Raw genomic sequence first — 21976 nt, 5'->3', positions numbered from 1 at the left:
TTTATATTAATGAATTTAAATAGTTCTTATTTTTTTTATATATATATTTTAGAAGTTTCGAAAAATCTCAAATAAGATAATTATTATGCAAAAAAATTTATAATAAAGGATAACGAATGAGCGAAGTAAAATCAGATATACAGATAGCTAGAGAAGCTAAAATGCAACCAATAAATGATATTTTAGCAAAGATAAATGTACCTGATGAAAGCTCTGCGTTTAGTCCTATGGGCAGACATATTGCAAAAATAAATTTAGAATATTTAGAGCAACTAAAAGACAAGCCAGATGGAAAATTAATTTTAGTAACTGCTATTACTCCAACCCCAGCAGGTGAAGGGAAAACTACAACTTCAGTTGGATTAAATGACGGTTTAAATAAAATTGGAAAAAAATCTATCGTATGTCTTAGAGAACCAAGCTTAGGTCCTTCTTTTGGTATGAAAGGTGGAGCAGCTGGTGGAGGTTATGCTCAAGTCGTTCCAATGGAACAAATCAATTTACATTTTACAGGTGACTTTCATGCAATTACATCGGCTCATAATTTATTATCAGCATTAATCGATAATCATATTTATTGGGGAAATAAACTGGATATCGATGTAAGAAGAATTGTTTGGAAAAGAGTTATGGACATGAATGATAGATCGTTAAGATCCATAAATATAAACTTAGGTGGTGTAGCAAATGGTTTTCCAAGAGAAGATGGTTTTGATATTACAGTTGCATCAGAGATAATGGCAATCTTTTGCTTATCAAATGATTTGGAAGATTTAGAAAAAAGAATTGGAAATATAACTATTGGGTATACTAGAGATAAAAAACCAGTTTATGCGAAAGACCTAAATGCTCAAGGTCCTATGACAGTTCTTTTAAAAGAAGCTATCAGACCTAATGTTACACAAACTTTGGAAAACAATCCTGCAATTATTCATGGTGGTCCATTTGCAAATATTGCTCATGGTTGCAACTCCGTTATCGCAACTAAGACTGGTTTAAAATTAGCAGACTATGTTGTAACTGAAGCAGGGTTTGGTGCAGACCTTGGTGCAGAAAAATTCTTAGATATTAAATGTAGAAAATCAAATTTAAAACCAAGCTGTGTTGTAATTGTTGCAACTATAAGAGCTTTAAAAATGCACGGTGGTGTTGCTAAAGATGATTTAAAGAATGAAAATGTTGAAGCTTTAAAAAAAGGTTTAGTAAATTTAGAAAGACATATTCAAAATGTTAAAAAGTTTGGTTTACCTGTAGCTGTAGCAGTTAATCATTTTATAAAAGATACTGATAATGAAGTGAAAGCACTTATAGATTTTTGTGATAATTTAGGTGTTAAAGCTAGTCTATGTACTCATTGGGCAAATGGTGGTGAAGGTACAAAAGAATTAGCAGCTCATGTTTCCGAATTATGTGAAAAAGATGAAGCTAAATTTCAATTTTTATACGAAAGCAAAACACCTTTGTTTAAAAAAATAGAGACTATTGCAAAAGAAATTTATAGAGCAGATGAAGTAATCGCTGATACAAAAATTAGAGATCAACTTAAAAACTTTGAAGAAGCTGGATATGGTGATTTACCAATTTGTGTTGCTAAAACTCAATACAGTTTTTCAACAGATCCAAATCTTAAAGGAGCGCCGACAGGTCATGCTTTACCATTAAGAGAGGTAAGGCTATCATCAGGAGCAGAGTTCATTGTGGTTATTTGCGGTGCAATCATGACTATGCCTGGATTACCTAGGATTCCTGCAGCTGACTCTATTAAACTAAATGAAAAAGGTGAGATTGAAGGATTATTCTAAGTTAAGATAATCTAACCAATTCTCTAATTCTCTCATTCTGGAAATTTTATCTAATTTTTTGTTTTCTATTTCTATATTTTTAATGTGATCATCAATATGATTTTGGTCTTTAAAAGCACCACGTTCTATAAGTCTATCTTTTCTAAAAATAATTAAGTTAATCATCTTGTTGTAAGTAATTTCTGGATGATACTGAAGACCCCACACATCACAATTTCCAATTTTAAAATTTAAACCTTGAACATTATTAATTGGGTTCGAAGCGAGCAGTGTTGAATTTTCTGGAAGAGTTACAACTTCATCAAAATTAAATGCTGGAGTATTAAACTTTTTATTTTTGTTTTTATATAATGGATGATTTAAACCATTTTCATTAATTTCAATATCTCTTGCAATCCCTCGGTGTGACCCCTTCTCAGCTTTTTTTACCTCACCACCAGCGGCAGTTACTGCAACTTGCATTCCCCAACAAATCGCTAGAACTTTTTTAATTTTTTTCTGACACTCTTTCATAAATTCTATTTGTCTTAAAATTTCAGGTGTCTTGTTATAAATATTTAAACTACTTCCACCCCAAATAAGACCATCATAACTTTCTAATGGATCAATATTCTCGCTTATATTTTCATCTGAAGATGGATTAACTACATCTATATTTAGTTGATCAGTAAAATGAGAAAGACTATGTTTTAAGCTTTCAGTATGAGTTTGAATACCTGCTTCTGTAAAACTTTGATTTTCCTCTTGTAAATTACCTTCTACTACCAAAATTTTCTTCATTAAAATAATTCTCCTGAAATACTTTTTTTATACATCTCTTTTAAATCATCTTGTGTTATTTTTTTTGGATTGCCTCCTGTAGATGGATCTTCAAATGCCATTAAAGAAAGTTTTTCTAAATCAATTTCATTACAATCCATAACATCTGAAAGTTTATGAGGAATATTTAATTCTTTACGCAAATTTAATATCCATTCTAAAAAGTTTTCAAATGTACTATTTAGATTAAGATAATTACAAATAGACTTAATTCTGTTTTCAATAACTGATTTATTGAAAGTTAAAACATAAGGCATAAATATAGCATTACTTAAACCATGATGTACATCAAACTGTGCATTTATTGGATGACTTAAAGAATGTATTGCACCAAGACCTTTTTGAAAAGCAGTAGAACCCATGCTAGATGCCGCTAACATTTCAGATCTAGCTTCTATGTTCTTACCATTTTTATAAACTTCTATTAAAGAATTTTTAATTAATCTCATACCCTCAAGTGCAATTCCATCTGCCATTGGATGAAATCCAGGTGCACAAAAAGCCTCGAGATTATGAGCAAGTGCATCCATTCCTGTTGCAGCTGTTATTCTTGGTGGAAGATCTTTGGTTAAATTCGGATCTAAAATTACAATAGAAGGTAAAATTTTTGGATGAAAAATTATTTTTTTTATTCCTGTTTCTTCATTAATGATAGCTGAAGCTCTTCCTGTTTCTGAGCCTGTTCCTGCAGTAGTTGGAACCGCTATAATTGGAGAAATTTTATTTCCATCAGCTCTTGTCCAATAATCACCTATATCTTCAAAATCCCATATAGGTCTTTTTTGACCACACATAAAAGCTATTCCCTTTCCAACATCTAATGCACTACCTCCCCCAAAGGCAATTACTCCATCACAGTTTTTTTCTATATATAAAGAGACCCCTTCCATTACATTTTTCCCAGTTGGGTTTCCTGAAAATTTTGAAAATACATTTAAATTGTCAAAATCATTTTTTAAGTTTTCAATTACTTTGGATGTCATCGAAAGATTTAAGAGATCTTTATCAGTTACAAAAAGGGGACTTTTAATTTTTAAGTTCAAACAGGCATTTGCAAGATCTTCTATTTTACCTGCTCCAAACCAAATAGTAGTAGGATAATTCCAAGACATAAAAAAATTATAATTAAGTAAATTATATAGTTATTTTATATAATTTAATAATAGAAAACTATTTGTAAATTGAGGACTTTATTTTTTGCGACAAATAATGATCGAAATTTTGTTTGTAATCAATTTCAAAAATACATAGTCTATTACTCATACATAATAAAAGGAGTATAAATGAAAAAGATTATTATCTCATTAATAATGACGTTTGGAATAATCTCTTCAACTTCATTTGCTGGTACTTTAGTAATAAACACAGATACATCTGATGCAGCACCTAAGGCAGCTTTTGAATATATCATTAAAAAATTTGAAGATGAAAATCCTGATGTCACAGTAAAATGGAATGTTTTTGACCATGAAGGTTACAAACAATCTATTAGAAATTTCTTGAACACTGATCCACCTGACGTAGCAAACTGGTATGCTGGAAACAGAATGTTGCCATTTGTAAGAGCAGGTTTATTTGAAGATGTGTCTGATATTTGGTCTGACTCAGGTTGGGTTGATGGAAACTTAAGTGAAAATATGGAGCATGCTAAAAAATCCATGACAATTGGTGGCAAGCAATGGGGAATTCCTTATACTTACTATCAGTGGGGAGTTTATTACCGAAAAGATATTTTTAATAACTTAGGTATTAGTGTTCCAAAAACTTGGGATGAGTTCGTTAAAGCTTGTGAAACAATTAAAGCAAGTGGTGTTACACCGATAACTATTGGATCAAAATATCTATGGACTACTGCAGGAGTATTTGACTACTTAAATTTAAGAACAAATGGATATGAATTCCATATGGATCTTACTTTAGGAAAAGTTCCTTACACTGATGCTAAAGTTCAAGCAGTTTTTGATAAATGGGATGAATTAGTTAAACCTGGTTACTTTTTAGAAAATCATGCTGCTCTAAGTTGGCAAGAAGCTCTAACACCAATGATTAATGGTGAAGCCGCAATGTATGTTATGGGTAATTTCGCAGTTGCTCCTTTAAAAGAAGGTGGTTTAAATGATGATACTTTAGGATTCTTTCAATTTCCTGAAATAACTCCGGGTATTCCAATGGCTGAGGAGGCACCTACTGATACAGTACATATACCTTCAAAAGCTAAGAATAAAACTGATGCAAAACGTTTCTTAATATTTATGTCTCGAGCTGATGTGCAAGAAGAGATTAATAAAATATTAGGTCAGCTACCTATTAACAAAAACTCTGGTGTTAAAGAAGGAGATCCTTTCTTATCAGCAGGATTAAATATGCTTAATAATGCTTATGCGATGGCGCAATTCTACGATAGAGATGCTCCAGCTCAAATGGCATCAGAAGGTATGAAGGGCTTCCAAGAATACATGTCTAATCCAGACAGAAGACAAAAAATCTTGGAAAGATTAGAAAAAGTACGTCAAAGAGTTTATAAATAAACTTTTAATTTAACTTAGGGGCTTATTAGCCCCTAGGTTTAAAATCGATTTCATCAATTTTTAAAATAGAATTAAATGGAACTAAATAATTCAAAAGCAAAAAGAATTACTTGGTGGCAAAAAAATCAAATTAAAGTAAGCCCATGGATTTTTTTAGCTCCAGGTTTGATATTTTTTTTCATTTATGTAATAGCTCCAATATTTGTATCTATTGGTATATCTTTTTATCAATGGGATGGCTTGTCCCCTTCGATATATGTTGGTCTTCAAAATTATATTGAACTACTAGATGATGAATATTTTTATATTTCACTTTGGAATAATGTTAAGTGGTTAGTATTTTTCATGCTAGCTGTTCCTATTGGTCTTGGATTAGCAATATTTTTAAATCAAGTTGTTTTTGGAATTAGGTTAGTAAAATCTCTATTTTTTTTTCCATTTGTTATATCTCAAGTGGTTATTGGTCTAATTTTTACCTGGTTTTACCAACCAAACTATGGGGTCATTGCACCATTTCTAAATTTCATTGGGTTAGAGGGATTTTCAATTCTTGCAAATGAAGATACTGCTACTTATGGGATAATATTTGCAGGTCTATATCCGCAAATTGCTTATTGTTTAATTTTATATTTAACAGGACTTAATAATATTAACCCTGAACAAATCGAAGCTGGAAGAATGGATGGTGCTAAAGGGTTTCATTTATTTTGGAACATAGTACTCCCACAGCTTAGACCTGCAACTTTTCTAGCAATTGTAGTTACTGTAATTGGTGCACTAAGAAGTTTCGATATGGTAGCAATAATGACTCAAGGAGGTCCTTATGGATATTCAAATGTCTTGGCGTACTACATGTTTGAGCAAGCTTTAAGTGAATATGGTTACAGAATGGGATACGGGTCAGCAATAGCAACTGTTTTATTTACGATAATGATGTTTTATATTTTGTTTTTCATATACAGAATGTATCGAAATGAGAGAGAGGATAATAACTAAATGTTCCCTACTCCTATTCATCAAAGACCAGTTGTAAATCAATATATTTATAAAATATTTTTACCTATCTCATTAATTATTTGGCTGATACCAATATTTGGTATTTTAATGACATCTATCAGGGGCCTGGGAGATATTACAGCTGGAAACATGTGGGGAACACCGAGTGAATTTTTACTTTTTTCAAATTTACACGATGTTTTCACTAACACTCCAATGGTTAAATATACTCTAAATAGTTTTAAAGTAACTATACCAACAATGTTAGGAGCGGTTGCTTTAAGTTGTATGACTGGCTTTGCACTTGCTAACTATAAATTTAAGACAAATTTAACAATATTTTTTATTTTTATAGCTGGAAACTTTGTTCCATTTCAAATTTTAATGATACCAGTTAGAGACCTGACTTTTAAAATTGGTCTCTACAACACTATTACAGGATTGGTGTTATTTCATGTAGCTTTTCAAACAGGGTTTTGTACACTTTTTATGAGAAATTTTATTAAAGCTCTACCTCAAGAGCTTATTGAAGCCGCAAGAATGGATGGAGCATCTGAATTTAAAATATTTTGGAAAATAATATTACCTTTAACTAGACCAGCTATAGCAGCACTTTGTGTATTAATTTTTACATTTATTTGGAACGATTATTTTTGGGCAACTGTCTTAATACAAGGTGATCATGCAATGCCTATTACTGCTGGATTAAAATCATTGAATGGTCAATGGATTACAGCTTATCACTTGTTATCAACTGGATCCATTGTTGCTGCTATACCTCCCGTTGTTATGTTTTTCTTAATGCAAAAACATTTTATTGCTGGATTAACTCTTGGGGCAACTAAAGGTTAGTATGATTAAAGTTACATTTATTGGAGCTGGAAGTACTGTGTTTATGAAAAATATACTTACAGATATTTTGCTTGAAAAAAAATTCAGTAACTGTGAAATAGTTTTGCAAGATATTGATGAAAGACGATTAAAAACCTCAAATTTAGTCGCAGAAAAAGTTGCAAAATCAATAGGTGTAAATCCAAAAATTATAATTGAAAAAAATCAAAAAAAAGCACTCAGTGGAGCTGACTTCGTAATATTAATGTTTCAAATAGGAGGTTATGAGCCTTCTACAGTTATTGATTTTGAAATACCAGCAAAGTATGGACTAAAACAAACTATTGGTGACACTTTAGGAATAGGTGGAATTATGAGAGGATTGAGAACAGTTCCTGCCCTGTTGTCCGTTGCAAAAGATATGAATGAAGTTTGTCCGGGCGCAACTATGTTGCAGTATGTTAATCCTATGGCAATTAATTGTTTAGCATTGTCTAAATTTGCCCCTGAGCTTAAATATGTTGGGCTTTGTCATTCTGTGCAAGGAACTGCTGAAGATTTAGCAAAAGATATTGGTGAGGATATTAAAAATATTAGTTATGAATGTTCAGGTATCAATCATATGTCTTTTTATACTAAGTTTGAAAAAATTAATTCTGATGGAAAAAAAGAAAATCTTTATCCTAAAATTTTTAAAGCTGGAAAAGAAAAAACATTTGGAACCAATTGGGACGGATGCACGAATGAAGTTAGATATAAAGTTTTAGAAAAATTTGGATATTTTGTTACAGAATCATCCGAACACTTTGCAGAATATACTCCTTGGTTTATTAAAAATAACAGAGAGGATTTATTGAGTGAATTCAATATTCCAATTAATGAATATATTAGAAGGTGCAAAAAACAAATTAAAGAGTGGGATCAACAAGAGCAAAATTTATTAGATGGAGAAAAATTTGTTTGTGAGAAATCTTTAGAGTATGCTTCACGGATTATTGTATCAATTGTTGACGGAAAAGAAGACACAATTAATGGTAATGTTTTGAATAACAAGTTGATTTCTAATTTACCAGATGATTGTTGTGTTGAAGTACCATGTAAAATAAATAATGAAGGAATTAACCCACAAAAAGTTGGGGATTTACCAATGCATTTAGCAAACCTAATGAAAACTAATATAAATGTACAACAGTTAACTGTTGAAGCTTTAAGAACTAAAAAGAAAGATGCTATTTATCATGCAGCTATGTTGGATCCACTTACTTCCTCTTTATTAAGTTTAGATCAAATAAGTTCTATGGTAGATGAGTTGTTAATAGCTCATAAAAATTGGATACCAAAATTTAATTGACATGAAAAATAACTTTCCTAATGGTTTTTTTTGGGGGACTGCAACTGCAAGTTACCAAATAGAGGGTGCTATTGATAAAGATGGAAAGAGTAAAAGTATTTGGGATACTTTTACACATACACCTGGAAAAGTAAAAAATAATGAAAACGGGGATACAGCTGTAGATCATTATCATAGATACGAAGAAGATATTGAGTTGATGGCTAATATAAATCTAAATTCCTATAGATTTTCTTTAGCGTGGACTAGGATTATTCCAGAAGGAAAAGGTAAAATAAATCCAAAAGGGATAGATTTTTATTCAAGATTAATTGACAAATGTTTAGAAAAAAATATTGAACCTTTCATAACTTTATATCACTGGGATCTTCCTCAATCTCTACAAGATAAAGGAGGTTGGGCAAATAGAGATATGACAAATATATTTGCAGATTATTCAGAGTCTATTGTTAAAAATTTTGGAGACAGATGTAATCATTTTATCACATTTAATGAACCAGCTGTTTTTACAATTTATGGATATGTAGATGGTTATATGGCTCCAGGATACAAAGATTTAGAGAAATATTTTGCATCAATACATAATGTTAATCTTGCACATGGTACAGCTTTTCAAGCAATGAAAGCTTTAAACAATAATATTAAAATTGGTTGTTCATTTAATATGGCACCCTGTATTCCTGCTACAAAATCAAGTGAAGATCTTCATGCTACTAAATTATTTGATACTTATTGGAATAGATCATTTGCTGACCCTATGTATCTTGGAAAGTATCCAGAATTATTAATTGATAATGTCTCAAAACATATTCAACAAGATGACATGAAAACTATTTTTCAAAAAAATGATTTTATAGGATTAAACCATTATCAACATTATAGAATTAAAGCTGACAACAATAATTTACTTAAAGCAAGAGGAGCAGTTAATGATGAATTACCTTTTGGTCTTGAAGATAAAGATACAAAGTTAACTCTTATGGGATGGGAAATTGTTCCAGATGCTTATTATGATCAAATTATGGATTTAAAAAATAATTATGGAAATCCAGATATTTATTTAACTGAAAACGGAGCTGCATATCCAGATTTAATTGAAAAAAATGGAGAAATAAACGACACCGATCGTATTGATTATTTTAAAAAATATTTAAATGCTGTAAAAAAATCTATTGATGATGGAGCTAAAGTTAAAAGCTATTTTGCATGGACATTCATGGATAATTTTGAATGGGCATTAGGATTTGAAAAGAGATTTGGAATAGTGCACGTTGATTTTAAGACTTTAAAAAGAACTCCTAAAAAGTCATATTATTTTTTCAAAAAACTTGTGGAAGAGAATTCCATTCCACTAGACTTTTAATTTATTAAATCCAAATATAAAGCTGCTGACCAAGAAAAATTATTAGCACCATAAGGAGTTCCTGATTTACAACTGTAGTATTCATGAAAATCCTTTTCATGCATTAAATCTAATGTATGTGATTTTATTTTATTAGCAAAATTAGGGTCTTTTTCCAATAATCCTTTATATAAGATCCAATTACAATTAATCCAAACAGGTCCTCTCCAATATCTTATCTCCTCAAAATATTTGCTATCAGGCTTTATTGACGAAAAGAAATATTTTTCATTCGAATTATACTTTTTTAAACTTTGAATTATCGAATTATTAATTTCTTTATTTTGAATATCTGCAAACAAAATAAAATAATTTGTAATAGAAGGGATTTCTAAAGATTGCTTATTTAAAACATCGAATGAATAAAATGAATTATCATTTTGATTATATAAACTAATCAATTTATTTTCAGTTTTTGTTATTTTTTTTTCAATTGAAGCACAGTCAATATTATTTTTTGTTGCAATATAGACTAGATCTTTGCAAGCTTTCAAAAACAAAGAATTAAAACCTATATCAGCAACATTAAACATTGAAATATCATAGAGCTTTTCAGGATTATATTTTTCATTTCTGAACTGATTTAAAAGAGTAATATAACAATCGTAATCTCTTTTAAGTGGTCGTACATCACTACTTGAGACATCCAAATCTCTTCTTTTATATTCCAAATTTTCTTCAATTAAAATTTTACTTAAAGGAAAATCCCATAAAGGCGAATTATCTGTGCCACTTTCCCAAGGATGTAATATTGATACTAAACCAGTATCATTTGGGTCTCTATATTTATAAAACCATTCTAAATATTTTTTTGTTTTTTTTATTAAGTTCAAAATTCTTTTCATTTCACTCGAACTAAATTCATTCTTATCTAACATTAATTTTAAAATACTTGAGACTATAGGTGGTTGAGTTATTCCAGATGATGGAATTTTATCGCCACACTGCCAAGTATTATGATTGGGAAAATAATTTTCATCCTTTTGATGAAACAAAATATGAGGAACCATACCGTCTGACCATTGTCCTTCGAACAACTTTTCTAACTCAACTATTGCGTATTCTTTATTAAAATAAGAATAACCGAGGGCTATATATGCTGAGTCCCAATTCCATTGAGCTGGGTACAACTTATTGTTTGTAGGCAGAGTGTATCCCTCACGCCTATTATTTAATAAAATATTCTCAGCTTCTCTTTTTAACAAACTCATTAACCCTTAACGCTCCCTGATGTTAATCCACTAACTAAATATTTTTCAAAATAAACAAAAATAAATAAAATTGGTAAAGTTACAACTACTGAACCAGCCATTAAATATTGTCTTGGTGTTTCAGCTCCTACGTTTAAGAACTGTATTGCTCTTGATAATGTAAATGAGCTAGGGCTATCTAAAAACATTAGTGAAAATAAAAACTCATTCCAGGCAATCATAAATACATATAATGCTACAGAGGCAATTGCTGGTAAACTTAAAGGTAAAATGATTTTAACAATTATTCCAAACCAATTTTGTCCATCCATTATACCCGCTTCTTCAAGTTCTTTTGGTATACTTTTGAAATATCCTTGGAGCATATAAATTGCAACTGGCAGTGTTGTGGCTGTATAAATAATTAATAATCCAAATACAGAATTTCTTAGACCTAATTGACTAAAAACTGTGTAAAGAGGTATGACGAGGACAATAGCTGGAAACATATATATAATTAAAATAGAAGTAGATAAAAAATGTTTTCCAAAAAAGTTTAATCTTGCTACTGCATAAGCTGCTGGGATCCCAAGTAATAAAGTAATTATAACCGTGCCTACTGAAACAATTGAACTATTAAGCATGTACCTGCCAAAATTATATTCTGTAAAAACCACAATATAGGATTTGAATAAGGTTTTTATATCTTGTGTTAAATCAACACTGAAATCTAAAGGATTAATTAATAAAAGGGCTTGGGTTTTGAAGCTTGTTACTAGCATCAAGTAAAAAGGGAATAAAATTACAAAAGAAAAAAAGATTATTCCAAATAAGGTTAAAAAATCAAAAAATATAATTTGTGCAGAAAAATCATAATTAAAATGTTTTTTATTATAATTAGATAGCTTATTAACAAAAAATAATAGTATAAGAAATGTACCTATATAATGCCAAACAGGTAAAGAACTATTAATAAAATAATCAACTAAAACAAACACAGATGCTAATAAAATTACTTTAGATAATTTGTTAAATTTTTCACTTAAGAAAATTGAAATAATAGAAATTATAATTCCACTTAAAAAATAAAAATTAAAATTTAAAGTTTGAAGCTCAATTCCTTGTAATGTGGATAAAATTTTCCAAATAGAAATCAGTGAAAATAAAAAAAATGAGGAAATTAGACTAAATGTGATAATTGATTTAATTCTCATTGGCTCTTTTTCCTATAAGCTTAAAATAAATTAACATAAAAAATAAAAGTAATAATACAATCACCATTGATACAGCAGATCCCATTCCAATATTTCCTATTGAAAATCCCTGTTCATAGACATTAATTGGAAGTGTTCTTGTTCCTGACGCACCTCCTGTTAAAAGAAAAATATCTTCGAACTTATTAAAATTCCAAATAAACCTAATCATAAACAAAATTGAAATCACTGCAGTAATCTGTGGCAATGTTATATTCATAAATTTAGTGTAAGGCCCAGCACCATCAATATCTGCTGCCTCATAAAGTTCTTTAGGAACTGCTTGAAGTCTTGCTAATATAAAAAGAAAAGCTAAAGGAAAATATCTCCAGATTTCAAAGATAATAACAGTTGTAAGCGCTAATCTTAATTTAAATTCAAAACCAAAAATAAAAATTGATACATACTTTTGACCTAATAAATTTATTGGCTTATCTATTATACTATAATTCAGTAATAGATTATTTAAAGTACCACTATTAGGATCTAATAGAAGTTCCCATGTAAAAGCTAAGGCCACAACTGGAGCCACATAAGGAAACAATAACGTACTTCTTACAAAGCTTCGACCTCTAAACTTTTGATTTACCATTTGTGCTGACAAAATTCCAAAAACAATCGCACCCACAGTTCCAAAAAAAGTATAATAAAATGTTGTTAATAATAAATCTTTAAATTCATAGTTTGTGATTACTTTTTTAAAATTTGACAAAGTAAAATCACTTGTCAAAAGTATGTTATCTGCTTTTCCCTTTAAATTAGGTTTATTTAATTTAAATTGTTTTTTATCAATTTTTTCACCATTTTTTGTCTCAAAAAAAATTATAAATTGCTCTCTGTATTTTTTTGACCAATTACCAAAATCACACTGAACTTTATTTGAAGTGAACTTACATCTCTCATCTAAATCAATCGGTTTAACATTACTTGGGAATTTATCTTGAAATTTAATATTTCTAATATCTTGAATTAAGGAACTATTTCTTAATTTATATATAATCTTTATTTTTGAATCTTCGTTTTTAATAGATTTAACTATTTTTTTAGCTCGTGGCTCTGGAATTCTTATATCTTTTAATTGAACTTCCTTAAAACTAATCCAAACGTTTGAAAATATTGGAAATAATACTATTGCAAATACTATTAAAACTGCTGGCAAAGTTAAGGCATAAGCAGTTCTTTTTTCTATTTTTGAAAGTGAATTACTCATAAAAAAAGCGGATAATTAATATTATCCGCTTTTTTAAAAAATTAAAATTAATTGAACTGTGCTAATGCAGTATTGATCATATCAACTGCTTCATCAACATCAATTTGATCATCAATATATAATCTTGTTATTCTATTAATGAATTGAGAATTGATAACTTTAGAAGCTCTAGAAAGTTCACCTTCTTTAACTCCCCATCTATTAGCAGTATCTAAACCAGCTACAATGTTATCGATAACATCTGCTGAATAAAGATCAGTTAATGGAGCTTTTCTATCTACTCCAACTGGAAGTTTTGACCAAGCTTTAGTATACGCAGCTGGATCACTTGCATTACCTCTTCTTACAGGAAATTTTCCTTCAGGAGCAATTGCTAAAGTTGAAGTATATCCTTCATCCATAGAATAAAGAATAAACTGTTTAGCTTCATCCGTATCTGCATCAGCTGTTATACCAAAGTATCTTACATCTGCCCAAGCAGCACCTTTTTTATTGTTCGGTCCACTAAAGTTTGTAATGAAACCAGTTTTTGATGCTAACTCACTTGAAGTTGGATCGTCATTTATTGTTGGAGGAGCAGAATCTCTTAACCCTGCTAACTCATCCATAATAAATGGAGACCAGATAATCATTGGAGTTTTACCTGCAAAATAAAGTTCTCTAGATTGCTTCCAGTATAATTCACCTTCTGGACTAGCTTTTGCAATTGTTTTATAAAACTCTAAAGCTTTTTTAAGTTTGTTTCCTTGTTTTTTAATACCACCTTTTTTAACTACGTTAACTCCATTAGCCAATAATACATGTTCTAAAACCTGACTCATGAAGTTTTCGTCTGTTTTTGTAGCAGCAACAAATCCAAACATATCACTTGAAGATAAAACCTCTATTGCTTTGGTGATATTTGCATAACTAGTTGGTGGCTCTAAACCCGCTTTCTCAAAAAGATCTTTTCTATAAACGATCATTTGAGTCCAACCATCAACTGGAACAGCAGCAATTTTTGATCCTTGCTTAGCCATTTTTAATGCTCCAGGTGCAAAAGTTTTCTTACCTAATTCTTTAACTACATCATTGTTAGCATCAACATCTAAAATTCCTGCTTCAGCCCATGGCAATACATATTGAAGTGTATGATAAATTACATCAGGTAAATCACCTGCTGCAGCTGCAGCTGTTGCTCTTTTACCTAATTCTTTCTCATCGATTGGAATAACTTCAACTGCAATACCAGTTTTTGCTTCGAAAGCTTTAGCCATATCTTCTTGCTTAGCCATTCTTGCTGGTTGAGTTTCAGTTGTCCAAAACTTGATATCTGCAAAAGCAACATTATTAATAAAAAATGCTAAAGCAGATAATACTATTAATGTTTTTTTAAACATTGTTATCTCCTTATTATTATTTTAATTAAACCTTATTATTTTTAAAAAGAAATTTCTTATGCAATAGTGTCATATCTCGTTTGAGTAAGTTTCAACAAGAAATGAAAAAAACCTTTATTTAAAGGCTAAATTATTGCTATCAAATAAATGACATTTGTTTAGATCGAAACTTAAGCTAAGATTGTCGCCTACGTTAACTTTGCTGGCTCCATCAGTTTGAACTACTAGAGGTTCTCCCTCTTTTTCAAGATACAAAAAAGTAGATGAACCTAATTTTTCAATTACGAATACTTTGCTTTCCCAGCAATTTTCGCCTCCATTGATTAAGATATGCTCAGGTCTGATACCAATTTTAACACTATCACCAGGTGAAACTTTATCTGAAATTTTTGGAACAATAATTTTCCCTTGTCCTGAAATTTCAACTTCTGTTCCAGAATTATTAGAACTTAGAACTTTAGAATTAATAAAGTTCATCTTTGGTGAACCAATAAATCCACCTACAAATAAATTTTCTGGCTCATTATATAATTTTAAAGGTGATCCTTTTTGAGAAACAATACCCTGGTCCAATACAACTATATCATCTGCAAGTGTCATTGCTTCTGTTTGATCGTGTGTAACATAAATCATTGTTGCATTTAATTGATCATGCAATTTAGCTAATTCTACTCTCATCTGAACTCTTAAAGCTGCATCTAAATTGGACAAAGGTTCGTCAAACAAAAATACTTTTGGTTTTCTTGTAATAGCTCTACCAATTGCAACTCTTTGTCTTTGTCCCCCTGATAATTGTTTTGGTTTTCTCTCTAAGTATTCTTCAATTTGAAGAATTTTAGCAGCTTCCATAACTCTTTCTGTAATTTCTTCTTTAGATTTTTTTTCAATCTTTAATCCAAAAGCCATATTATCAAACACTGTCATGTGTGGATACAAAGCATATGATTGAAAAACCATTGCGATATTTCTTTCTTTAGGAGGAAGGTCATTTACAACTTGTCCATCTATTGAAATTGTTCCTGAGTTGATCTCCTCTAAGCCAGCAATCATTCTTAACATTGTTGATTTTCCACATCCGCTTGGTCCAACCAATACAGTGAAAGATTCACTTTTTATATCCAAAGACACATCTTTGATCACATGCGTAGATCCAAAAGATTTATTTATATTAGAAATATTTATCTCAGCCATCTTGAGTTAATAATTATATTGTAATTTTATTTTTAATTTGTTTATATTTGGTAAGCATATTTATAAACTGGAGAAAACACAATGAGTAAAATTGCAATTATTGGAGCAGGACCTTGCGGTCTATCAATGTTAAGAGCATTCGAACACTTAGAAAATAAAGGTGAAAAAATTCCTGAAATAGTTTGTTTTGAAAAACAAGAAGATTGGGGAGGTTTGTGGAACTATAATTGGAGAACAGGTAGTGACCAATACGGGGACCCAATTCATAATAGTATGTATAGATATTTATGGTCAAATGGTCCTAAAGAATGTTTAGAGTTTGCAGATTATTCTTTTGATGAACATTTTGGACAACCAATTCCTTCTTTCCCTCCAAGAGAAGTTTTGCAAGATTATATTTTAGGTAGAGTGAGCAAAGGCAAAATTAAAAATAAAATAAAACTAAACACAAGAGTTACAAATGTAGTTTTTGAAAATGAAAAATTCGAAATTACTTATCAAGACAAAGCTAAAGATGAAATTTCAAAAAATACATTTGATTATTTAGTTGTTTCTACTGGTCATTTTTCTGTTCCTTTTATTCCTGAATATAAAGGAATGAATTCTTTTCCAGGAAGAATAATGCATTCACATGATTTTAGAGATGCAGAAGAGTTTAGAGGAAAAGATGTGATTGTTTTAGGAAGCAGTTATTCAGCTGAGGATGTTGCTCTGCAGTGTAATAAATACGGAGCTAAAAGTGTAACTATTGGATATCGAAATGCACCTATGGGATTTAAATGGCCTAAAGGTATGAAAGAAGTTCATTATCTAGATAGATTGGAAGGAAAAAAAGCAATTTTTAAAGATGGTACTGAACAAGATGCAGATGCAATAATCTTGTGCACTGGTTACCTGCATCATTTTCCATTTTTAGATGAAAGTATTAAGTTAAAAACACATAACAGATTATATCCGCCGAAATTATATAAAGGAGTTGTTTGGCAAGATAATCAAAAACTTTTATATCTTGGTATGCAAGACCAATTCCATACTTTTAATATGTTTGATTGCCAAGCATGGTTTGCAAGAGATGTGATTATGGGGAAAATTAAAATGCCAAGTGCTGATGAAATCAACAAAGATATCAATAAATGGGTTGCTATGGAGGAAAAATTAGAAAACCCAGATCAAATGATTGATTTTCAAACCGAGTACACAAAAGAACTTCATGATATGTCTGATTATCCAAAAATAGATTTTGAATTAATCAGAAAACATTTCAAAGAATGGGAACATCATAAGGTAGAAGATATTTTAACTTACAGAAATAAATCGTTTTCATCACCTGTTACAGGTTCTGTTGCACCTATACACCATACTCCATGGGAAACTGCAATGGATGACTCGATGAAGACGTTTTTAAATAAATAATTAATAGTTAACATTTAATTTTTTATTTTTTATGATTGCACTTAATAGTGCATGCATAAGTGGTATTTTATTTTTATTAATTTTTTTCAATATATAGGGTGCTATCTCTCTAGCAAGATCTGCGCCCTCAACTGTATCATTTTTCATAAATTTATTTTTTGCAACTTTAAAAGTAAAACCTTTTCCTAAATATTCACCCATTTTACTGTTTCTACCTCCAACTGCACTAACATATAAGTCGCCCACTCCAGCTAACCCATGAACTGTTTCTTTTTTACCTCTAAAATATTTTATTAAATATTCCATTTCATCTAATGATTTTCTAAATAAAGCTGAAGCAGTATTTTCACCTTCACCTGATCCAATAATCATTGAATATATATTTTTAATTGCAGATGAAAATTCAACTCCTTTTACATCAGTTGAATATTCTGTTTTGTAATATTTAGTTGAGATTAATTTTCCTATATTTTTTGCAATATTAATATTCTTATTTGCTATCACAGTGTAACTTTTGATTTTTTTTGCTAACTCTTTTGCTAAACAAGGTCCTTTTAATACTGAAATATTTAAATTTTGATTTCCTTTGTTTAGTTGCTCAGACATAGTAATAATTTTTTTATTATTTCGATCATATTTAAGACCTTTGGTCAAAACGAGAATAGAAACTTTTCTTTTTATATTTTTTAAATGCTGTCTAACCATTTCAATTCCAATAGAACTTACTGCAACAACAACTAAGTCCCATTTTTCATTAAGTAATTCTGATGAAAATTTTTTGATAGAAACTTTTTTTGATAATTTAAGTTTTAATGCTGGATGAAATTTTTTTTTTGTTATTAATTTATTTAAGAGATCTTTGCTGTAAGGCTCGGTTAAAGTTACTTTATAATTATTGTCAGCAAGAGGAAAAGTAAATGCAGCACCCATTGCGCCCGCTCCTATTATTAAAACTTTTTTCATAATACTAGTTACGCTAAAGTTTTTTTAATTGCTAGTTTCCACCCCGCTAAAAGTTCGTTTCTTAATGTTTTTTTAATATTTGGAGAGAAAACACGATCTTTTTTCCACATATTTTTGATTTGATTTAAAGATTTATATTCTCCTATTTGAAGTCCAGCTAACAAAGCTACACCCAAAGCAGTTGTCTCTAATATTTTTGGTCTAACTACTTTTAAATTAATAATGTCAGCTAAAAATTGTGTGAACCAATTATTTGCAACCATTCCGCCATCTACCTTAACTATTCTTGGTTTCAAACCATCCTTGTTCATTGAGTTAAACAAATCAAAACTTTGATAACCAACAGATTCTACTGTTGCTCTAACTATACTTTTCCAATCACTGTCTCTTGTTAGTCCTGTGATTACTCCTCTTGCATCTGGTCTCCAATAAGGTGCTCCCATTCCGCTAAAAGCTGGTACAACAAAAACACCATCATTAATTTTAGATGATTTTGAAATTTTTTCAGTTTCAGGTGCTTTTTTTATCAATTTTACTTTATCTCTTAGCCATTGTACTCCTGCGCCAGCTATAAAAATTGATCCCTCTAAGGCGTAAGTATTCTTATTATTTAATCGATAGCAAATAGTAGTCAGTAATTTGTTTTTCGAATTAATTTTTTTTGGACCAGTATTCATAATAACAAATGCACCAGTACCATATGTACTTTTTATAGATCCTTTTTCAAAACAAGTTTGTCCAAATGCTGCAGCCTGCTGATCACCAAGAACTGCAGAAATTGAAATTTCAACTCCTGTAATTTTTTTATCTGTTTTTCCAAAATTATCTGCTGAGTTCCTTACCTCTGGTAAAATTTTTTGTGGAATATTTAGTTTTTTTAAAATTTCTTTATCCCATTTATTGTTATTAATATTATACAACATTGTCCGACTTGCATTAGATGCTTCGGTTAAATGCTGTTTACCTTTTGTTAATTTCCAAATTAAAAATGTATCTACAGTCCCAAACAATAAATCATTTGAATTAAGAAGTTTTTTTGAAATTTTAACATTGTCTAAAATCCATTTAATTTTAGTTGCTGAAAAATATGGATCTATAAATAATCCAGTTTTATTTCTAAATAGATTTTCATAATTTTTTTTCTTAAGCAGTTTACAGTAATCTTGGGTTCTTCTATCTTGCCATACAATTGCATTGTAAATTGGCTTTCCTGTTTTTTTATTCCATAGAATTGTTGTTTCCCTTTGATTTGTAATTCCAATTGTAAGTATGTGACCTTTTAATTTTTTGGCTTTATTTATTACTTGTTTTAAAGCTTTAAGTGTTGTGGACCAGATCTCATTCGGATTATGTTCTACCCATCCATTTTTTGGAAAATATTGTTTAAATTCAAATTGTGAAACAAAAACAATATTGCCTTTTGTATCAAATAAAATTACTCTTGATGATGTTGTTCCTTGATCGATAGAAATAATTAATTTTTTCAATGGACTAAGCTATACCTAAATGTTTTTTTCTTTTCTCAACCCAAGTTCTGATTAAATTATCAAAAATCAAACCTATGAAAGCAACACAAATACCCAATGTTAAACCTATTCCAGCTCCATTTTTATCTGACAAAGCTTTTAAAATATATTGTCCAAGATCTTCTGTTCCAATAAAGGCTCCAATAATGACCATAAATAAAGCAAATACGATTGTTTGATTTATCCCAAGCATCATATGTGGGAAAGCTAATGGAAATTCAATCTTAGTTAATCTTTGAAATTTATTAACACCAGACATCGTTGCTGCTTCATGCAAACCAGCAGGTACACTTCTTAACCCTTCAATAGTATATCTGGTTGCTGGAATTGTAGCGTAAACAATTACAGCAATTAAAACTGAAGTATCTGTAATTCCAAATAACATCATTACTGGAATTAAGTATACAAACGATGGGAAAGTTTGAAAAATATCACAAACCCCTAACATAAATGCTGCGGACTTTTTATTCTGGAAACATAAAGTTCCAACTGTAAAACCTATTAAACAAGAAACAACTACTCCAAAAGTTGCCATGTACAATGTAACCAATGCTCTATCCCACCATGGGCTTAATGCTATAAATAAAGTTAAAGCAGCAACAACTAATGCTGATCTAATTCCTCCAATTAGATAACCAGCTCCTACAGCTAATACTAAAGTGGCAACAGCTGGCATTCTTAAATATAAAGCTCTCATTGGTTGAAGCACTTCTGTAATTAACCATGTATTAAATGCTTTTATATAAACAAAAAATGTATCAAAAATCCAATCAACACCCTTATTCCAAAAATCAGCTGTTGAAAATCCTTTGTTGTGTGGAACTTCAAATAAATAATTAAACGTATCTTTAAAAATAAATGTTCCGATATAAGCAAGAATAGCTCCAACAATTATTGATCCACCAAAAAATATAATATTTTTATTTCTTTGGAAAAAAGTAAGATTACCGAAATAATCTTGTTGTTGATTTGCCCATGCTAATGACATTTTATCTAATAGAATTGCAATCAAACTAATACATAAACCTGCTTCAAGAGCGAGACCAATGTTAAGTTGGTTTAAAGCAAGCAATAGATTAAATCCTAATCCTTTAGCACCAATAAACGCAGAGATTACTGCCATAGAAAAACAAACCATAATAACTTGGTTAACTCCAATTAAGATATCTCTTCTTGCGGTTGGAATAAGTACTTTAGTCATTAACTGCCAGTTTGTACATCCACTCATTCTTCCTGCTTCGATTACTTCTGGAGGAACTGCTCTTAGTCCAAGAATGGTTAATAAAATCATTGGGGGAACTGCTACGACCATTGTAATTATTACAGCTGCATGATCACCAACACCAAATAAAACAAGCGCAGGAACCAATACTGCATATTGAGGCATTGTTTGCATCACTAAAAGAATTGGATACAAAGCATTTTCTACTCGTTTACTTTTGTAAGCTGCAATACCTAAACTAATACCAAATACAAATGACAGAGGAACAGCAACTAAGATAAAAGAAAGTGTTTGCATTGAAGGTTTCCACTGACCAAAAATTGAAATATAGACCATTGTTAAACCTGCAAACAATGCAAGGCCAATACCGCTTAACTTATATGCAAGTATTGTTGCTCCTGCTGCAACGATAGTCCAAGGTAAACCTGGTAATTCTAACCAAGGATAAGCATCAATAAAGTCCCAGCTCGTGAATGCAACTATAGTTTCTAATCCTCCAAGCAATATTTCTCTAATCAACTCAATCAAAAACGTCATAAAAGACGTTAAATTTCTACTAATCTCTAATAAAAGTGGTCTAGTTTTAAACTCTTGAGTATCTTCATTCCAAAACTCCATTGGCATCCACTCGTTCATTAAGAAAAATAAAGAGTCGTTTATCCAAATAGGCAACCAACCAAGTAAAGGTGGTAATCTCCAAAACACATCAAACGCATAATATCTGACTTCTTTACCTAGAAAAAAATAAACACTTTGGTTAGGGTCTTTTACAAATTCTGCTTGGCCTCTTATAAATTTATAAGTTTCAGGAACTTCAATTGCAAAACATAGGGCAAAAAATACAACCAACAAAAATATCCATTGAAACAACTTTGGGTATTTTTTTAAATATTCCATGGT

At 30.3% G+C, this 21976-nt stretch carries 17 protein-coding genes; 7 read left to right on the top strand and 10 right to left on the bottom strand.

Annotated elements, in window-relative coordinates; translation table 11 throughout:
• Window positions 1–116: 116 nt before the first annotated feature.
• The gene (locus ACTTA5_RS02185; RefSeq protein ID WP_440647543.1) at window positions 117–1802 is read left to right on the top strand and encodes a formate--tetrahydrofolate ligase; all 1686 of its coding nucleotides are present in this window, start codon (window positions 117–119) and stop codon (window positions 1800–1802) included.
• Here ACTTA5_RS02185 and ACTTA5_RS02180 read toward each other — a convergent pair.
• Together ACTTA5_RS02180 and ACTTA5_RS02175 are read right to left on the bottom strand one after the other, a co-directional pair.
• Window positions 1794–2582, bottom strand: coding sequence for a type 1 glutamine amidotransferase (locus ACTTA5_RS02180; RefSeq protein ID WP_262590410.1), 789 nt, complete (start codon window positions 2580–2582; stop codon window positions 1794–1796). The genes ACTTA5_RS02185 and ACTTA5_RS02180 overlap by 9 nt on opposite strands.
• On the bottom strand, window positions 2582–3733 hold the full coding sequence (locus ACTTA5_RS02175) for an iron-containing alcohol dehydrogenase (RefSeq protein ID WP_440647541.1): 1152 nt from the start codon (window positions 3731–3733) through the stop codon (window positions 2582–2584). Before ACTTA5_RS02175 ends, ACTTA5_RS02180 begins: the two co-directional genes overlap by 1 nt.
• A 171-nt stretch (window positions 3734–3904) precedes the next feature.
• On the opposite strand from ACTTA5_RS02175, the gene ACTTA5_RS02170 reads away from it, so the two are divergent.
• The 5 genes from ACTTA5_RS02170 (at window position 3905) to ACTTA5_RS02150 (ending at window position 9690) form a co-directional block, all read left to right on the top strand.
• Window positions 3905–5149 (top strand): ABC transporter substrate-binding protein, encoded by a 1245-nt coding sequence (locus ACTTA5_RS02170; protein WP_440614108.1) that lies wholly within the window; start codon window positions 3905–3907, stop codon window positions 5147–5149.
• Between the two features lie 75 nt (window positions 5150–5224).
• Window positions 5225–6145, top strand: a complete 921-nt coding sequence (locus ACTTA5_RS02165) for a carbohydrate ABC transporter permease (protein ID WP_440614107.1) — start codon at window positions 5225–5227, stop codon at window positions 6143–6145.
• Window positions 6146–6997 (top strand): carbohydrate ABC transporter permease, encoded by an 852-nt coding sequence (locus tag ACTTA5_RS02160; protein WP_440647539.1) that lies wholly within the window; start codon window positions 6146–6148, stop codon window positions 6995–6997.
• 1 nt (window position 6998) lies between these two features.
• Window positions 6999–8327, top strand: a complete 1329-nt coding sequence (locus ACTTA5_RS02155; RefSeq protein WP_440614105.1) for an alpha-glucosidase/alpha-galactosidase — start codon at window positions 6999–7001, stop codon at window positions 8325–8327.
• 1 nt (window position 8328) lies between these two features.
• Complete coding sequence (locus ACTTA5_RS02150) at window positions 8329–9690, top strand: GH1 family beta-glucosidase (RefSeq protein WP_440614104.1); 1362 nt, start codon at window positions 8329–8331, stop codon at window positions 9688–9690.
• On the opposite strand, the gene ACTTA5_RS02145 is transcribed toward ACTTA5_RS02150, so the two are convergent.
• The 5 genes from ACTTA5_RS02145 to ACTTA5_RS02125 all read right to left on the bottom strand — a co-directional run bounded on the left by ACTTA5_RS02145 (window position 9687) and on the right by ACTTA5_RS02125 (window position 15952).
• Entirely contained in the window at window positions 9687–10940 is a 1254-nt protein-coding gene (locus tag ACTTA5_RS02145; RefSeq protein WP_440614103.1) for an MGH1-like glycoside hydrolase domain-containing protein, read from the bottom strand. The two genes, ACTTA5_RS02150 and ACTTA5_RS02145, sit on opposite strands and share 4 nt — an antisense overlap.
• Window positions 10940–12133 carry a carbohydrate ABC transporter permease gene (locus tag ACTTA5_RS02140; protein ID WP_440614102.1) on the bottom strand — a complete coding sequence of 398 codons (1194 nt, stop codon included), beginning with the start codon at window positions 12131–12133 and terminating at the stop codon, window positions 10940–10942. The genes ACTTA5_RS02145 and ACTTA5_RS02140 overlap by 1 nt, the downstream gene beginning before the upstream one ends.
• Window positions 12123–13382, bottom strand: coding sequence for a carbohydrate ABC transporter permease (locus tag ACTTA5_RS02135; protein ID WP_440647537.1), 1260 nt, complete (start codon window positions 13380–13382; stop codon window positions 12123–12125). The genes ACTTA5_RS02140 and ACTTA5_RS02135 overlap by 11 nt, the downstream gene beginning before the upstream one ends.
• A 47-nt stretch (window positions 13383–13429) precedes the next feature.
• Window positions 13430–14761: an ABC transporter substrate-binding protein gene (locus ACTTA5_RS02130; RefSeq protein WP_440614100.1), complete on the bottom strand. Its 1332-nt coding sequence runs from the start codon at window positions 14759–14761 to the stop codon at window positions 13430–13432.
• A gap of 114 nt (window positions 14762–14875) precedes the next feature.
• Window positions 14876–15952, bottom strand: a complete 1077-nt coding sequence (locus tag ACTTA5_RS02125; protein ID WP_440614099.1) for an ABC transporter ATP-binding protein — start codon at window positions 15950–15952, stop codon at window positions 14876–14878.
• A gap of 81 nt (window positions 15953–16033) precedes the next feature.
• Between ACTTA5_RS02125 and ACTTA5_RS02120 the strand changes: the two genes are divergently transcribed.
• Window positions 16034–17365 carry an NAD(P)-binding domain-containing protein gene (locus ACTTA5_RS02120; RefSeq protein ID WP_440647535.1) on the top strand — a complete coding sequence of 444 codons (1332 nt, stop codon included), beginning with the start codon at window positions 16034–16036 and terminating at the stop codon, window positions 17363–17365.
• On the opposite strand, the gene ACTTA5_RS02115 is transcribed toward ACTTA5_RS02120, so the two are convergent.
• Genes ACTTA5_RS02115 through ACTTA5_RS02105 form a run of 3 tightly spaced genes read right to left on the bottom strand, consistent with a single transcriptional unit; the run spans window position 17366 to window position 21973 of the window.
• A complete protein-coding gene (locus ACTTA5_RS02115) occupies window positions 17366–18328 on the bottom strand; it encodes a 2-dehydropantoate 2-reductase N-terminal domain-containing protein (protein ID WP_440647533.1) in 963 nt (320 codons plus the stop codon). It lies immediately after the preceding gene.
• Between the two features lie 8 nt (window positions 18329–18336).
• Window positions 18337–19815, bottom strand: a complete 1479-nt coding sequence (glpK, locus tag ACTTA5_RS02110) for a glycerol kinase GlpK (protein WP_440647531.1) — start codon at window positions 19813–19815, stop codon at window positions 18337–18339.
• A 4-nt stretch (window positions 19816–19819) separates the two neighbouring features.
• Complete coding sequence (locus ACTTA5_RS02105) at window positions 19820–21973, bottom strand: ABC transporter permease (protein WP_440647529.1); 2154 nt, start codon at window positions 21971–21973, stop codon at window positions 19820–19822.
• Window positions 21974–21976: the final 3 nt, after the last annotated feature.

This window comes from Candidatus Pelagibacter sp. HIMB1521, from assembly GCF_052047875.1.
Taxonomy (GTDB): Bacteria; Pseudomonadota; Alphaproteobacteria; order Pelagibacterales; family Pelagibacteraceae; genus Pelagibacter.
The sequence above is the reverse complement of the archived record's forward strand: the minus strand, read 5'-3'. Positions and strand labels throughout refer to the sequence as shown.